The organism is Pseudovibrio sp. JE062, assembly GCF_000156235.1.
Lineage (GTDB): Bacteria > Pseudomonadota > Alphaproteobacteria > Rhizobiales > Stappiaceae > Pseudovibrio.
In genome coordinates, this window is sequence record NZ_DS996809.1 from 65,382 (window position 1) to 82,042 (window position 16,661).

At 52.9% G+C, this 16,661-nt stretch carries 9 protein-coding genes and 1 pseudogene; 2 read left to right on the plus strand and 8 right to left on the minus strand.

Annotation, left to right across the window (positions count from 1 at the left end):
• Positions 1–208: 208 nt before the first annotated feature.
• Entirely contained in the window at positions 209–2,845 is a 2,637-nt protein-coding gene (gene pepN, locus PJE062_RS12670) for an aminopeptidase N (RefSeq protein WP_008549978.1), read from the plus strand.
• Between the two features lie 192 nt (positions 2,846–3,037).
• A complete protein-coding gene (locus tag PJE062_RS12675) occupies positions 3,038–5,413 on the plus strand; it encodes a PAS domain-containing sensor histidine kinase (RefSeq protein ID WP_050773913.1) in 2,376 nt (791 codons plus the stop codon).
• Between the two features lie 70 nt (positions 5,414–5,483).
• On the opposite strand, the gene PJE062_RS12680 is transcribed toward PJE062_RS12675, so the two are convergent.
• From PJE062_RS12680 to ccmE, 8 genes and pseudogenes are all read right to left on the minus strand, one after another.
• Positions 5,484–8,513 (minus strand): bifunctional [glutamine synthetase] adenylyltransferase/[glutamine synthetase]-adenylyl-L-tyrosine phosphorylase, encoded by a 3,030-nt coding sequence (locus tag PJE062_RS12680; RefSeq protein WP_008549514.1) that lies wholly within the window; start codon positions 8,511–8,513, stop codon positions 5,484–5,486.
• Positions 8,477–9,973, minus strand: coding sequence for a HAMP domain-containing sensor histidine kinase (locus tag PJE062_RS12685; RefSeq protein ID WP_008549838.1), 1,497 nt, complete (start codon positions 9,971–9,973; stop codon positions 8,477–8,479). Before PJE062_RS12685 ends, PJE062_RS12680 begins: the two co-directional genes overlap by 37 nt.
• On the minus strand, positions 9,957–10,637 hold the full coding sequence (locus tag PJE062_RS12690; protein WP_050773914.1) for a response regulator transcription factor: 681 nt from the start codon (positions 10,635–10,637) through the stop codon (positions 9,957–9,959). The genes PJE062_RS12685 and PJE062_RS12690 overlap by 17 nt, the downstream gene beginning before the upstream one ends.
• 299 nt (positions 10,638–10,936) lie before the next feature.
• The gene (locus tag PJE062_RS12695; RefSeq protein WP_008550000.1) at positions 10,937–12,487 is read right to left on the minus strand and encodes a Do family serine endopeptidase; all 1,551 of its coding nucleotides are present in this window, start codon (positions 12,485–12,487) and stop codon (positions 10,937–10,939) included.
• Between the two features lie 173 nt (positions 12,488–12,660).
• A pseudogene (locus tag PJE062_RS12700) lies at positions 12,661–13,419 on the minus strand (alpha/beta hydrolase family protein); the annotation flags it as partial.
• Positions 13,420–13,587: 168 nt separating this feature from the next.
• Positions 13,588–14,070 (minus strand): cytochrome c-type biogenesis protein, encoded by a 483-nt coding sequence (locus PJE062_RS12705; RefSeq protein WP_008549674.1) that lies wholly within the window; start codon positions 14,068–14,070, stop codon positions 13,588–13,590.
• 5 nt (positions 14,071–14,075) lie between these two features.
• Complete coding sequence (locus PJE062_RS12710) at positions 14,076–16,088, minus strand: heme lyase CcmF/NrfE family subunit (protein ID WP_008549659.1); 2,013 nt, start codon at positions 16,086–16,088, stop codon at positions 14,076–14,078.
• Positions 16,089–16,158: 70 nt separating this feature from the next.
• Positions 16,159–16,629: a cytochrome c maturation protein CcmE gene (ccmE, locus tag PJE062_RS12715; RefSeq protein ID WP_083416531.1), complete on the minus strand. Its 471-nt coding sequence runs from the start codon at positions 16,627–16,629 to the stop codon at positions 16,159–16,161.
• Between the last annotated feature and the right edge of the window lie 32 nt (positions 16,630–16,661).

Genomic DNA, 16,661 nt, shown 5'->3' on the forward strand with positions numbered 1-16,661 from the left:
GAATAGCGCTTACGAGGATCTGTCATGAACTCGTTCCAGTCCTTCCACCTGCTTGCCTATTTGATTTTTGGGTGCAAAAGTGATGTGGTTTTCATTTCCTGCATTTGACCGGAACCGTTTTCAAAGGTACCGCCGATCTACATAAAAATTTGGAAGCGCTGCGCCAAGAGGCGAAGAAGCTGCTTCAACACCTCTTGGGAGAACAGGCATGCGATCTGAGACTGCTCAGCTCATCAAATTGGAAGACTACAAAGAGACACCCTACGTCATTGAGAATGTTTCTCTGATCTTCAAGCTTCAGCCAGAAGCGACTGAAGTTATCTCCACACTGACCCTTTCGAGACGCGAAGGCACCGAGATTGGTGCTCCACTTGAGCTAGATGGTGATGATCTCACACTTGTTTCTGCCGCGATTGATGGAGCGGTTCTGGCAGAAGAGGCTTATGAAGCTTCTCCGGCGAAGCTGGTGGTTCACACTCCGCCAGCAGACACCTTCAAACTGGAAGTGGTGACCAAGGTCAATCCAACAACGAACACCAAGCTGGAAGGTCTTTATCTTTCTCAGGGCATCTATTGCACCCAGTGTGAGGCCGAAGGCTTCCGCCGGATCACTTACTATTATGATCGCCCCGACGTTCTTTCTGTGTTCACCACACGCATTGAAGCTGACAAGGCGACCAACCCAATCCTTCTTGGTAACGGCAATCCGCAGGACGCTGGAGATATTGAAGGAACAGATCGCCACTTTGCCGTTTGGCATGATCCGCATCCAAAGCCAGCCTATCTGTTTGCTCTGGTCGCAGGTGATCTGGCCTGTACTTCAGAAAAGTACACGACAGCATCCGGCACGCCTGTTGATCTGAACATCTATGTTGAGAAAGGCAATGAGGATCGCACGGACTGGTCTATGGACAGCCTGATCCGCTCCATGCGCTGGGACGAGAAGGTGTTTGGCCGCGAGTACGATCTGGATGTGTTCAACATCGTAGCCGTTTCTGCGTTCAACATGGGCGCAATGGAGAACAAGGGCCTCAATATCTTCAACGATAAGTACATTCTGGCGGACAGCGACACTGCGACCGACGTGGATTACGAAGGCATCGAGACCGTTGTTGCGCACGAGTACTTCCATAACTGGACCGGTAACCGCATCACCTGCCGTGAATGGTTCCAGCTGTGTCTGAAAGAAGGTCTGACTGTTTTCCGTGATCAGGAGTTTTCTTCGGATGAGCGTTCCCGTCCGGTGAAGCGTATTGCTGACGTGATCCGCCTGAAGTCCCGTCAGTTCCCAGAGGATCAGGGCCCGCTTTCACACCCTGTTCGCCCGACAGAATATAAAGAGATCAACAACTTCTATACAGCGACCGTTTACGACAAGGGCGCTGAGCTGGTTCGTATGATCAAGACTATTCTGGGTGCGGATGGCTTCCGAAAAGGTATGGATCTTTACTTCGAGCGTCATGATGGGGATGCGTCCACCATCGAAGACTTCCTCAAGTGCTTTGAAGATGCAAACAAGCTGGATCTGTCTCACTTCAGCCTCTGGTATCACCAGTCCGGCACCCCATTTGTGAAGGCCAGCGGCTCTTATGATGAAGCTGCAAAGACCTTTACTCTGGATCTAGAACAGAACACCGCAGCTACTCCGGGTCAGGATGAGAAGAAGCCATTCTTCATTCCAATCCGCTTCGGTCTTGTTGGGCCAAATGGGGATGACCTTGCTTACACCAGCGTTGAAGGTGCACAAGTTGATGGTGATCTGTTGCATCTGACAGAAGACAAGCAAACCGTTGTCTTCCATGGTATCGGCAGCAAGCCTGTTCCATCTTTGCTGCGTGAGTTTTCAGCGCCTGTGAAGCTGGAAAGCACCCTTTCCCGCGAAGATCAGATCTTCCTGATGCGTCACGACATTGATCCGTTCAATCGTTGGCAGGCTACTCAGACACTGATGACAGAGCTGTTGATCGAGCTAACCAACGGCGAAGAGCCAGCAGGCAAAGATGCCTTCATTGAAGCTCTGGGTCACATGGCTGAGGATGAAAACCTCGATTACGCCTTCCGCGGCTTTGGTCTGATGCTGCCAAGTGAGCAGGACATTGCACTGGAAATTGGCAAAGAAGTCGACACTGACGCGATTGGCAAAGCACGTGATGCCTTCTCCAAGGAGATTGGTGTGAGGCTCTACGACACCTTCAAACGCATTTATGATGCAATGGAGATGCCTGCCACATTCAGCCCGGATGCCCTCTCCGCTGGTAAGCGTGCTCTAAAGCTGCGTTGCTTGTCGTATCTTGGAGCTGCGCAGACTGAGGAAAGTGCGGTACTGACGAAAGCTCATTTCGACAACGCAGATAACATGACAGATCGCATGGGTGCGTTGACAGTTCTCGTCATCTGGCAGCTTGCCGGGGCTCAGGACGCACTGAAGGCATTTGAAGCGCGCCACAAAGATACTGCGCTGGCAATGGACAAATGGCTGAGCATAGCTGCTCGTGCACCAAGCGAAGACGCGATTGCAGCGATACGTACTCTTACCGAACATCCTGCATTTTCTTGGGATAATCCAAACCGCATCTACGCGCTTATTGGTGGCTTCCTGGGTGGTAATACCAGAGGTTTCCACGCAGCGGATGGTTCAGGATATGACTATCTTGCTGAAATCACGTTGCAATTGGATAAGACTAACCCTCAGGTTGCTTCCAGAATGGCCAAAAGCTTTGGCACATGGAAGAATATGAATGCAGAACGCAGAGTAAAAGCAGAAGCCGCATTGAAGCGAATTCTTGCAGCAGACCAGCAACTCTCTACTGATGTGAAAGAAATAGTTGAGCTTTGCCTAGACTAAAACAGTCTACTTTGCTTCTCGCGAAGTCTCTGAGAGTCCTATGAAAATTAACGGCAGCAAAAAGTGCTGCCGTTAACCATTTTTTTGTGTCGAGACTCTGGACAAGTTGATTCGGATAGATTCAAATGAATGTGATTCGGGTGAATTGCAACCCGGATTATTTGCGGCGGAATCTGACACATGGGGGCATTCATGGCACGAGCCTTTGCGGGGGGCGCGACCGCTCGACGACTCTTGAATTCGACCAAACGGACTGGCAAAAAAGATGCTCTGACCGGGCATATCAAGTTGCTTGCCCAACCGGCCTACCAACGTCTCCTGACAACTGAACCGATGATGCGCAGAATTATTCCAGCGCTCTGTATCGTGTTCATTGCCTGCACCGCCATTTTCCGCGGACTTGAGATTGCATACAATTATGAGAGCGTGAGCCAGAAGGCTCAGGACGATCTCACCCTTATTGCAACTGCCCTGACCGCCAGCATTGATGTTTCCGAGCAAGAGAAAGGCAGCGTCGGCCTTACTTCTGCTTTGCAGCGTGCCCTTTCTGAAGCCCTGCCCCCTCGGGCCACCAGTCAGAGCCGCCAAATTCTTTTGACAGATCCGAACGGCACCATCGTTGCCAGCGCCCCTACCCGTCCAGACATGGAAGGCCTGAAGATCACCAGTTTCCTTGGTGACACTCAGCCAATGACCTTCTTCGGCAAGCGCGCCGGTGTTTTGACAATCAACGAAGGCACCAAGGACGCGACCCGCGCGACTGTCCATCATCTGCCCAATAAGCTTGGCATGGTTGCAATCATGCAGCCGGAAGACGCGATTTTCTCTTCCTGGCGCGCAGAGCTTTCGGCCAATGTAACGATCTTTGTGGCCACCTCCATGGTGCTGCTGGTGATTATCTACGCCTACTTTGCGCAGGCAACCCGCGCGCAGCAAGCTGATGGCATTTATGCTGCAACCCGCTCCCGCATAGATGCTGCTTTGAACCGTGGTCGCTGTGGCCTGTTCGACTGGGATCTTTCCCGTGGCCGCGTGTTCTGGTCCGCCTCGCTCTATGAGATGCTGGGTATGGATCCTCGAAATGACATCATGGGCTTTGCGGAGATCCAGTCTCTGACGCATCCTGATGATGTGGATCTGTATGACCTTGCCAAGAGCCTTCTGGACACTGGTAAGAGCAATGTGGACCGCCAATGGCGTATGCGCCACATCGATGGCTCCTGGGTCTGGCTGCGTGTTCGTGCTGAAGTCCAGACCGATGCTGGTACCAATGAACCACACCTGATCGGGATCTGCATGGATGTGACTGAGCAGAAGATGCTCGCTGAACAGAGCCGCACCGCTGATTTGCGTCTGCGAGATGCGATTGAAAACATCTCTGAGGCTTTTGTTCTGTGGGATGCGGACAATCATCTGGTGATGTGCAACTCCAACTATCGCAAGCTGCACCAACTGCCGGATCATGTTGTTCAGGCAGGCACGCCTTATGCGACCGTTATGTCTTCAGCAAGCCAGCCAATCATTTCTGAGCCTGAGGAGGGCGACCATATCGACAGCGATATGGAGAGCTCCTACAAGGTCGAAATGGAAGGCGGCCGCTGGCTTCAGGTTTCTGAGCGCCGCACCAAAGACGGTGGGTTTGTTTCCGTTGGAACCGACATTACCGAGCTGAAGCGTAAGGAAGAAAAACTGCTGGAGTCCGAGCGTGGTCACATGGCAACCATTGCCGACCTGCGCCAGTCTCGTCAGAAGCTTGAACTTCAGGCTCAGCAACTTGTGGAGCTGACCGAGAAATACGCGGATGAGAAGACCCGGGCAGAAGACGCAAACCAAGCGAAATCTGAGTTCCTTGCAAACATCTCCCATGAGCTGCGCACGCCTTTGAATGCGATCATCGGTTTCTCCGAGATTATGGATCAGGGCATGTTCGGTGATCTGGGTTCTGACAAGTACAAGGAATACTGCAAGGACATTCACTCCTCCGGTAACTACCTGCTGAACGTGATCAATGACATTCTGGATATGTCCAAGATTGAAGCAGGCCGGATTGAGCTTTCCGTTGAAGATGTTCAGATCCAGCAGATTGTTCAGGATGCAGCACGGATCATTTCTGCGACTGCTGCAGAGAAGAACATCAAGGTTGTGAACGAGAACTTGCCGCACATGCATCTGCAGGCTGACCGCCGTGCTGTGAAGCAGATCCTTCTCAACCTGCTTGCTAACTCTGTGAAGTTTACGCCTGAGAACGGTGAGGTTCGCGTCTCTGCCCGCAAAGTGGGCGCATTCGCTGAACTCAAGATCACCGATAACGGTATCGGCATTGCGAAGAAGGATATCGATCGCCTCGCCAAGCCATTTGTTCAGGTTGAGAACCAGTTCACCAAGACCCACAAAGGATCTGGCCTTGGCCTCGCAATCGCCCGCTCCCTCAGCGAGTTGCATGGCGGTTACATGGAAATCGACTCCGAGGTTGGCAAAGGTACCGAAGTCACCATCAAGTTGCCTCTGAAAGCTAAGGGCCGTGATAAGGGCCGCCTCTCCGGCATCAGCAAACTGAACGCAGCTTAAGAGTTCATTCTACAGATCAAAGAAAAGGCCGCTTCCTGAGCGGCCTTTTTTGTTGTTTGTTGTAGGAGGATCAGCTGGTTTTCTCAGCTTCTTCGACTTTGCCGATCAGGTGCTCGAAGGTTCTGCGGACCATGATCTGTTGCTCCTGCATGTAGATGGTCAGGCGTTCGAAGTCTGGCTCGCCCCCTGCATTCACCAGAAGATCAAGCAATCCGCCCGGCGCTGTTTTAGGATCGAAGTGACCTGTCTGCGCCAGCTTGAGGATTTGTGTCAGATCCTCATAGTTACGCAGTGCCGGAATGAGCGTGTCTGCATCTTCTTCATGGAGCACTCCGAAGTCGCGTGCTTTGAGCAGAGCGTCTTCCGTTCGCGTCTGAAGGATCTCCGGATGGTCTACACCATGGGCCAGTTGGAGGAACTGGGCAATGAACTCAATGTCGATAAGACCACCAGGAATGCCTTTGATCTGCCAAGGGCTCTTGGCAGGCTTTTCCTTCTGGATACGGGCACGCATATCACAAACATCAGTGGCCAGCTTTTTCAGATCTCGCTTCTCCTGCAACAGTTGAGAGACTGCACAGTCGATCTGCATCGCGAACTCAGGGCTGGAGCTGGTGATGACGCGTGCGCGTGTGAGCGCCATGTGTTCCCAAGTCCAGGCATCGTTGGACTGATAGTCCTTGAAGGATACAAAACGCGTTGCAAGCGGCCCTGAGTTGCCGGATGGGCGCAAGCGGAAGTCAACCTCATAGAGGACCCCTTCTGCTGTTGGCGCTGTCAGAGCGGAAACGAGGCGCTGTGTGAGGCGGCTATAGTACTGACTTGGAGCCAGAGGGCGTTTGCCATCGCTTTGCACCACATCCTCAGGGAAGTCGTAGAGCAGGATCAAGTCAAGATCAGATGCACAGGTGATCTCTTGTCCGCCCAGCTTACCCATAGCGACCAGAGCCAGTTCTGCACCTGGAATTTTGCCGTGTGCCTCTTCCAGCTCTTGTTGGACGCGTGGCAGCAGCTGACATAACACGGCGTCTGCAAGAGTTGATAGGCCTTGTCCCAACTCTGCAGCTGTAATTGTGCCTGTGATCAGACGCAGACCGAGCAGGAACTGCTGCTCCTGTACGAAGATACGGGCCCGATCCAGTGCCTCTTCATAGTAGCCCGCCTGATCAAGCGTAACAGCCAATGCGCTTTCGATCTGTTCAGCCGTAGGCGCTCCTCCGAAGAAGGCAGGGTCCAAAAGCGCGTCCAGAACGTGGACACGTTTGGAGACGATTTCCGCCATGCGTGGCGCATTGCCCATGACCATGGTGAGCAGGTTGAACAGGTGCGGATTTGACTTGAGCAAACCAAAGAGCTGAACGCCCATGGGCAGCTTAGAAAGGAAGGCATCAAATGTGAGCAAGGCCTGATCTGCATTCTCTGTACGTGCCAACGCATCCAGCAGGATGGGCGTGAACTCAGTCAGGCGTTCCCGAGCCTTTGGCGCTCGCACTGCCGGATATCTGCCGTAGTGCCATTGACGAATGGTACGGATGGCATCGACCGGACGCTGGAAGCCGAGTTGCATCAGAGTTTCAAGGGTGTTCGGGTCTTCGTCATCTCCGGTAAAGACCAGATTGCCGAGGTTGAGTGCGAGATCAGGCTCGTGCTCAAACAGACCTGAGTAATGCTTCTGCACCAACTCGAATTTACTGCGTATCTCATCTGCAAACTCTGAGCGACCACGTATACCCATCAGATGATAGACGCGCGCCAGTGCCTCATCATCCTTCGGAAGGATGTGGGTTTGCTCGTCGTTGATCATCTGAATGCGGTGCTCAACTTCGCGCAGATAGCGATAGGCCGCTTCCATATCTTCAGCTGCGGACTGATCAATCCAGCCACAATCGGCCAAACGTTCTAGCGTGATGAGCGTGCGGCGATCCCGGAGCTGCGGGTTTCGGCCACCTGCAATGAGCTGCTGGGTTTGGGCGAAGAACTCAACCTCACGAATACCACCGCGACCCAGTTTCACGTTGTGACCGGCAACGGTGATCTTGCTGAACCCTTTGTGGGCGTGGATCTGGCGTTTAATTGAATGCACGTCTGAAATTGCGGCATAGTCTAAATATTTGCGCCAGACGAATGGACGGATTTCCTCAAGGAAAATCTCGCCAGCTTCAACATCACCTGCGCATGGCCTTGCCTTGATGAGCGCCGCGCGTTCCCAGTTCTGACCGAGGCTTTCATAATAAACCAGCGCAGCAGGAACAGAGATTGCCAGTGGTGTGGCACCTGGATCAGGACGTAGACGGAGATCAGTACGGAAGACATAACCATCGCCAGTACGCTCATTCATGAGCTTTACAATGCGGCGAGTGATACGAACAAACTCGACTGGAGCCTCCGCTCCACCGATCAGGCGACTGCGCTCGGGATCATAGAGAACGATCAGATCGATGTCGGAGGAATAGTTAAGCTCCCCCGCACCGTGCTTGCCCATGGCGAGGATGAAGTAGCCTGCGTCTTTTTCAGGCTCATCATGGTCTACCGGAATGAACTTTCCGCGTGTCTCCAGCTCGCGCAAACAGAAGCGCAAACAAGCTGTCAGGGATGCATCTGCGAACTTGGTGAGAGCGCCTGTGACGTTCTCCAGCGGCCAGGCGCCTGCGATATCGGCGAGCGCAACAGTCAGAGCCAGTTCCTGCTTTGCCAGCCGCAAGGACTGCATGAGCTCGGCTTCGCTCTCAGGTCTTGCATTCAAGCAATCCTGCAGGAGGATGGCGATGGTCTCTTCTGGTGGCGTATTGAGTATGCGCAGGAAGCGCTGTACATCACGCAGCATGGTTTCGCGCAGGAAAGGCGCGTTGACCATGAAGCCCTTGATGAAACTGCGCAGATGCGGAGCACCCTGACAGAGCTGTTCAAACTCAGAAATGAGATCCTTGCGTTCCAGCTTCTCAATCAAATCTTTCAGATGCCGGTTGCCCAGATCATCATCTGCGCAAATGGACTGGCGTTCCAAGCGCTCAAATAAAGGGGCCAGTGCACCTTCTCTGTGTTCGCGCTTCAGAATGCTGCTTTTTAGCTGGTGGCGTTCTTCTTCTGAGCCTTGTCCCATGCTTCGTTGCCCTCTCCCTCACCTCTTTGCCCCTTTGTCAGAGGCAGAACAATCCGGGCACACAGGCCTGATTGCTCATCACTTCCAGAATCATCTACTGAACCAGCCGATGTTAACTGCAATTCTCCATGATGGAGAGTTACCACCGCCTTGATAAGTGACAATCCAAGTCCAGATCCCGGTGCATGACGAGAGCTGTCGAGCCGGACGAACCGATTACACACCCGCTCGCGATCGGCTTCTGCGATCCCTGCACCGTTATCTTCCACGCTGAGTATAGCTTGCTCATCGTTTGCAGACAGTACGACTTTGATTGCGGGTTTAACATTCTCTTCGGTTGGACGACCGTATTTGAGGGCATTTTCAATCAGGTTGGCCAAAGCCTGAGCTAAAAGCTCGCGGTCACCTTCGATGGTTGGCTCAGCTTCTGTTGAAACAGAAAAGGTAACACCATCATCTTCAGCAACAGGCTCATACAGTTCACAGACGTCATTGACGATGGTGTTAAGCTGCAATGGTTCCAGTTGGGCACCAGTAGAACCGGCTTCAACACGAGCGATACGCAAAAGGGCATTGAAGGTGTTGATCAGCTCGTCAGTCTCAACAAGAGTATCCTCCAAACACTCACGCCCCTCTTTTGCATTGAGGTCGCGACGCAAGGCAGCTTCAACACGACCACGCATGCGCGTGAGAGGGGTTTTGAGGTCGTGGGCAATGTTGTCGGAAACTTCCTTCAGGCCCTTCATGAGCTCTTCAATTCGATCCAGCATCACATTGAGGTTGCTTGCCAGACGGTCAAACTCATCGCCATTGCCAGTTACATCCAGACGGCCAGCAAGGTCACCCTCCATGATCTGGCGGGAGCTCATGGACAGGTTGTCGATACGTTTCAGGATACGGCGGTTAAGGAAGAACCATGTGATACCAGCCAGCACCACCATGCCGACGAGCCAGAGGGTTAAAGCGTCTCCGAGCAGACTTTTCAGGTGGACCTGATCCTCAAGATCCCGCCCAACCAAAAGCTTGAAGTTACCCGGCAACTCGAAGATGCGCACGATTGCCTTGGCTTTGTTTTCATCCGTTTCAGGAAGGCCAAGCGGCGTGTAGCTGACAAACTGAATTCTGCCGTCTGACTCCGACAGTACCTTTTCAGGCAGGTAGGCGATATTGCCGGTGATGACGTTACCGGAATAATCCAGAATGAGGTAAAGATTGGAATTGGGGCTTCTGACGCGTCGCTCTACGCCCACCACGAGGCCATTGATGCCGTTTTGGGCGTATTGCTCAGCAAGGCCCTGAATCTCAGCATCAACTGTTTGCACGACCTGTTTGTTCATCAGATCATCTGTATTCTGCGAGATGAAGATGAACAGGAACACAGAAAGCGCCGTAAACGACGTCAGATAAATAGCTGCCAGCTTGAAGGCTGTGGTTGAGAGGATCCTAGTTAGAGCTGTCACGGATGGAATATCCTGCACCACGAACAGTATGAAGCAACGGGAAATCGAAGCCTTTGTCGATTTTGGACCGCAGTCTGGAGATGTGAACGTCAATCACATTGGTCTGCGGATCAAAATGATAGTCCCAGACGTTTTCGAGCAGCATGGTACGGGTCACCACCTGTCCGGCATGCTTCATAAGGTATTCGAGCAGGCGGAACTCGCGAGGCTGTAGCACGATCTCCTGCCCTGCGCGGGTTACGGAGTGTGCGAGACGGTCCAGCACCAGATCGGATACCTGCAATTTGGTTTCCACCTGTGGGCCAGCTTTGCGGCGGCTCAGCACTTCAACACGGGCGAGCAGCTCAGAAAAAGCGTAGGGCTTGGGAAGATAATCATCTCCTCCAGCACGCAGTCCGGTGACGCGGTCGTCTACCTGTGACAGTGCAGAGAGGATCAAAACCGGGGTTTCATCGCCAGAGGCGCGAAGTGTTTCGATGATGGACAGGCCATCGCGTTTGGGCAGCATGCGGTCGACGACGAGCACATCCCATGTGTTGGAGATTGCCAGCTCAAGTCCGTCTTCGCCATTGTCTGCGTGATCAGGTGAGTGCCCTGCTTCTTTCAGTGCTTTGAGCAGATAATCTGCTGCTTCCCGATCATCTTCAATAATCAAGATTCTCATTCTTTCATTTCCCAGAGCAAGGCATTGGTCGTTTTCCTCACAATGAAGGGAAACGATAAAAAAATGCAAATGCTGTTGGGGGCAACCATCAGCATTTGCATAAGTTTTATAGGTGAAGTTGGCAGATGGTCAGGTCTCTGCCTTTTCTTCCAGCATTGGTTTTGGGGGCTGACATCAAGTTGAGGGCTTCTCTTGTTATCAGCCCCTCAAACAATCGAGGCACGTGTGAGAGTTTTCAGTGCTTCGATAAGGGATCACGAGAGGGGGCGTTTCCCGTGATCCACATTCTTGTCGGTGACTTATTCGTCACCCTTTTCCAGTGGGATCGCAACGAACAGAGTGTTCTCGCCGCGGGTCACACGAAGCAGAACTGCTTTGCGGCCTTGCTCACGAGCTTTTTCAACCTGCTCTGCAACATCCGCTGGAGACTGAACTTTTACGTTGGCAACTTCGGTTATGATTGCGCCTGGTGCGAGGCCTTTGTCAGCAGCTGGTCCATCCGGATCAACCTTAGTGACAACCACGCCTTCTTCATCAACACCGGCTTCTTCAGCTGTTGCGAGTTCCAGACCAAGGCTGTCTACCAGTGCGGTGTTGGCATCTTCGCTCTGCTTGGCAGAAGCCTGCTGCTTTTCTTCCGGAATGGTGCCGAGCTTTACAGTCGCGGTGTTAATTTCACCATCACGCCAGTACTCAATCTCAACTTCGGTGTTTGGTGAGTAGCCTGCGATGACTTTTGCCAGCTCACGTGGGCCATTCACTTCTTCACCATCCACTTTCAGAATGATATCGCCAGCCTGGAAGCCTGCTGCTTTTGCAGGTGTATCACCCTGCACTTCAGCAACCAGTGTGCCGTTTTCGTTGTCGAGGCCGAGAGATTCAGCAATGTCCTTGGTGACTGGCTGGATCTGAACACCAAGCCAACCACGGGTCACTGCGCCATCTTCCTTCAGATCAGAAATGATCTTTTTGGCGGTCTGTGCCGGGATCGCAAATGCGATACCTACGTTACCACCACTTGGAGAGACAATCGCTGAGTTCACGCCAACAACTTCACCCTTCACGTTAAATGCAGGACCACCGGAGTTACCGCGGTTCACAGATGCATCAATCTGGAGGAAGTCATCGTAGATGCCTGCGCCGATGTCACGGCCACGAGCAGATACGATACCAGCAGTCACAGTGCCGCCCAAGCCGAACGGGTTACCAACTGCAACAACCCATGAACCAACCAATGGCGCATCATCAGCAAAAGCGACGTATTCGAATTTTTCTTCGCTTTCCACTTTCAGGAGAGCCAGATCTGAGCGTTTGTCGGCACCGACCAGAGTTGCTTCCAACTCATCACCTTCACTGGTGACGATGGTGAACTCAGTACCGCCTTCAACCACGTGCTCGTTGGTTACAACATAGCCATCATCAGAGATGAAGAAGCCGGAGCCCTGAGACTGGTCGAAGCGCTTGCGTGGTGGAGCTTTTTTCTTTTGCTCACCACCTTTACCGCCGAACTCACGGAAGAATTTCTGCAGTGGGTGGTCATCCGGCATATCGCGGAACATTGGAGGAATGCCGCTCAGACGGTCGTGTTCTTTTACTTCGGAGCGAACCCGAACAGATACAACGGTTGGCTGCACGGCTTCTACCAGACCAACAAAGTTTGGCATGGCAGGCACGTCAACACGTACAGGTTCAGCCTGAGAGGTTGCCGGGACGAGTGTCAGGGGAGCAACCATTGCACCAGCAATTGCGAGTGCCATTGTACCATTGAGAAGACGGGAACGACGTTTGGAAGTAGTTTTTGCAGCAGACAGGGAAACAACGTTGGAACTTGCGTTCTTGGTCAACTTCATTTGGCTCAACTCCATTTAGTCAATCTCAGCCCAACTGGGGGAAACGGGGCTTTTGCATTTCGTTGAGGATGACTATGACAGAGCGAACCTTACAAACACCTATCTGCTACATTAATCTTCTGTAATGATGGGAAAACTTCATAGGCCTTCCCATCTGGACATTCTTAGTCCTTCATATAACGGCTGGCCCAAGCCGCAATCACGCGCGCTGCGTAATCTGCATCTTTGTATTTGAAGAGCAGATGGTCAGCATCATCCAAAGAGATGAATGATTTTGGGTGCTTAGCCGCTTCAAAGATCTGCGCTGCATTTTCAATACCAACGGTGGCATCGATTGGGGAATGGAGAACAAGTACCGCTTTCTTCAGGACAGCAACGCGCGAGCGGACATCCTGAGCTTCAAGATCTTCGATAAACTGGCGTTTAATCTTAAACGGGCGTTCACCAAGCTGTACGGTTGCTTCGCCCTTCTCTTTAATCTCATCAAGAGACGCGCCGAAGTTATGAATGACGTGATCTGCAGAGGCTGGTGCACCGATGGTCGCAACAGCTTTGACCTCAGGAACTTCAGAGGCAGCGGCAAGCACTGCCGCACCACCCAAAGAGTGGCCAACAAGCAGTTTGGGCGCTTCAAAATGATCACGCAGATAATTGGCTGCGAGGATGAGATCTTGAAGGTTCGACGAGAAGTTAGTGGAAGCAAAGTCACCACCACTGTTGCCGAGGCCAGTGAAATCGAAGCGCAGGACAGCGATGCCGTCTTTGGTCAGAGCAGATGCGATGCGGCGGGCAGCTGAAAGATCTTTGGAACACGTAAAGCAGTGAGCGAACAGAGCATACGCCTTGGGCTCTCCCTCTGGTTTATCCAGACGCGCAGCGAGATGCGCTCCTTGAGAGCCTTCAAATTCCAATTTAATGGGATCGTTTGCCATTTGAACTGTTCCTGTCGTTTCTGCGCAGCTGGCACATTCAGAATATATATTAAAAGACAGGTATCTAGTGCGCGCTTACACGCGTCTTTACAATTCAACTGGTTGCAAGAAGATGTGATTAAGCGTGAGCCCCACAAACGAGGTTTGCGGGGCTTTGCCTGAAATGTCTTATTTGGAGGACATGAGCTTATCAAGCTCTGCCTGCTCTTCGTCCGACAGCGGCTTGACGCCGGCTGTCTCGGTTTTGAGTGGTGCGTACTTTTTCTTTTTGGCTGCACGCCACAGGAAGAAGCCGCCAATCAGAAGTGCAAGAGGTCCACCACCCCACAGGAATATGGTGTGGAATGCAAAGCGTGGCTTGAGGAGCACGAACTCACCGTAGCGCGCTACGAGGTAGTCCATGACTTCCTTATTGGTATCCCCTTCCACCAGACGCTCACGCACCAACAGGCGCAGATCTTTTGCAAGCTGAGCGTTGGAGTCGTCGATGGACTGGTTCTGACAGACCACACAACGCACTTCCTTGGAAATCTCGCGGGCACGTTCTTCCAGAACGGGATCCTTGAGAACTTCGTCCGGGTTTACGGCGAACGCAGCCGGTGTGCCCAAAAGAATGGACGAGATTAAAACCAGTATGAACTTCATCTTCATGGTCATTACTCCGCCGGTGCTGCAGCTGTTGCAACGCCGCCAGCTTTGCCCTTGCGTTTGCGGGCAGATACCGGAGCACCAACACGCAAGCGACGATCAAAGAGTGCGATACAGCCACCAAGCGACATGATCAGAGTGCCGATCCAGATCAGCGTGATCAGAGGCTTGAAGTAGATACGTGTCACAATACCACCGTTCTCGTCAGAGTCACCTGTTGCGAAGTAAACCTGAGAGAAGCCGAAGGTTGCGATAGAGGTTTCACTCATTGGCATACCGCTGGCAACATAAGCGCGCTTGGATGGTTCCATCACGCCGACAACGGTATCACCATTACGGAGCGTGTAGCGGGACACGAGTTCCTGATAGTTTGGTCCGTCCTGGGTCCAGCTCTTTTCATAGGTGATATGGTAGCCATTTTGCTCCAGCGTTTCACCTGGATGCATCACTTCTACGTGCTCAGATTCAAAGGCCAATGTTGTGACGATACCAAGGACAGTAACGCCAAGACCAGCATGACCCAGAACTGTAGACCAGACGGTTGGCGTGAAGCCCTTGATACGGGACATGGCACGACCAAGGCCGATTTTGAACAGCTGCGAACGGTCAACGATTTCCCAGAGCGAGCCGAAGATTGCCCAGAACGCAAGACCGAAGCCAAAGGCTGTCATGATGCTTGTTGTGCTGGCACCCATGAACCAGACCAGACCGACAGTCGCAAGTATGGACAATACAAACGCGGTGGTCAGGCGCTGAGATACCCCCCATGCATCACCGCGCTTCCAAGCCAGAAGCTGACCGAAAGGCATCAGGATCAGGACCGGGATCATGATTGGGCCGAATGTCAGGTTGAAGAATGGCGCACCTACGGAGATCTTATCGCCGGAGAACGCTTCCAGAACGAGTGGGTAGAGTGTCCCCACAAAGACTGCCGCACATGCTGTGGTGAGGAACAGGTTGTTCAGGACCAGAGAACCCTCACGGCTGATTGGTGCAAACAGGCCGCCCTGACGCAGCAGTGGTGCGCGCCATGCGAACAGAGTGAGAGACCCACCCACAAAGATCAGCAGGATCGCGAGGATGAACAGACCACGGGCCGGATCAACTGCGAATGCGTGTACAGAGGTCAGAACACCGGAACGAACGAGGAAGGTGCCAAGCAGCGACAAAGAGAATGTCAACAGTGCAAGGAACACAGTCCAGACCTTCAGTGCGTCACGACGTTCCATCACGATTGCGGAGTGCAAAAGTGCGGTGCCGGTGAGCCATGGCATGAAGGATGCGTTTTCGACCGGATCCCAGAACCACCAGCCACCCCAGCCGAGTTCGTAGTAAGCCCAGTAGGAGCCCATGGCGATGCCGAGGGTCAGGAAGATCCAGCTTACAAGGATCCAAGGACGAACCCAGCGCGCCCAAGCGGCATCAAGCTTGCCAAGGATAAGGGCAGCTGCTGCGAACGCAAAGACAATGGAGAAGCCCACATACCCCACGTACAGGATTGGCGGGTGGATCGCCAGACCAACGTCCTGCAGCATTGGGTTCAGGCCGGAGCCCTGCATCGGGGCCGGGCTGATGCGCTGGAACGGGTTGGAGGCGACGATAACGAATAGCAGGAATGCGAAGGATACCCAGCCCTGCGCGCCGAGCGTTGCTGCTCGCAGGCGCTGCGGGATGTTGCTAGAGAACACTGCAACCAATGCGCCGAACAGCACCAGAATAAGCACCCAGAGAAGGATGGAACCTTCGTGGTTGCCCCATACGCCAGAGATCTTATAGATCAGTGGCTTATCGCTGTGGGAGTTCTGATAGGTGTTCAGAAGCGAGAAGTCGGAGGTCAGGTACGCCCAAGTCAATGCGCCAAAGGAAACGCAAGTCAAAAGGAACATAATTACGGCTAGGCCGGGTGCCATACCCATCAGACGGTGGTCTGATTTAACTGCACCCCACACCGGAAAGACCGACTGAACAGCCGCGACGACCAATGCCAGGATGAGCGCATAGTGGCCAAGTTCAATTATCATTAGGTTATCCTAGTATCCATTTGGCGCTGGATAACCGGCTCTTTCGGCAGAGCCGGTTTCTCGTAGTTTTTTAGTTTACTTTGGAAGTCTGCTCAGCCGCAGCCTGCTCTTCTTCCATCCAGTGGCCGTCTTCCTTCAGGGTCTCGTAGACCTCTTTCGGCATGTAGCTTTCATCGTGCTTGGCCAGAACGGTATCAGCAATAAAGACACCCTTCTCGTCCATGTAGCCTTCTGCGATGATGCCCTGCCCTTCGCGGAACAAGTCTGGCAGAATGCCTTTGTAAGCAACCGGAATAGCTTCGGCCTGGTCAGTTACGCGGAAATGGACGACTGAACCCCGGCTCTTGTCAACGGAGTCATCTTCCACCAGACCACCAAGACGGATGCGCTGCCCAACTGCAACTTGCTGTTCAGCGATGTCACTTGGACTCTGGAAATAGGTCACGCTGCTGGAAAGTCCATAAAGGACCAAGCCGACTGCCGACCCCAGCACCAATCCTGCAAGACCAATAAGCCCGAGTCTTTTCTGTTTACGTGTCATACTCGCAGTTCCGTAGATACGTTGCCAACGAT

Coding starts and splice junctions, on each gene's coding strand:
- pepN (WP_008549978.1), top strand. CDS start 209: ATGCGATCTGAGACTGCTCAGCTCATCAAATTGGAAGACTACAAAGAG.
- PJE062_RS12675 (WP_050773913.1), top strand. CDS start 3,038: ATGGCACGAGCCTTTGCGGGGGGCGCGACCGCTCGACGACTCTTGAAT.
- PJE062_RS12680 (WP_008549514.1), bottom strand. CDS start 8,513: ATGGGACAAGGCTCAGAAGAAGAACGCCACCAGCTAAAAAGCAGCATT.
- PJE062_RS12690 (WP_050773914.1), bottom strand. CDS start 10,637: ATGAGAATCTTGATTATTGAAGATGATCGGGAAGCAGCAGATTATCTG.
- PJE062_RS12695 (WP_008550000.1), bottom strand. CDS start 12,487: ATGAAGTTGACCAAGAACGCAAGTTCCAACGTTGTTTCCCTGTCTGCT.
- PJE062_RS12705 (WP_008549674.1), bottom strand. CDS start 14,070: ATGAAGATGAAGTTCATACTGGTTTTAATCTCGTCCATTCTTTTGGGC.
- PJE062_RS12710 (WP_008549659.1), bottom strand. CDS start 16,088: ATGATAATTGAACTTGGCCACTATGCGCTCATCCTGGCATTGGTCGTC.
- ccmE (WP_083416531.1), bottom strand. CDS start 16,629: ATGACACGTAAACAGAAAAGACTCGGGCTTATTGGTCTTGCAGGATTG.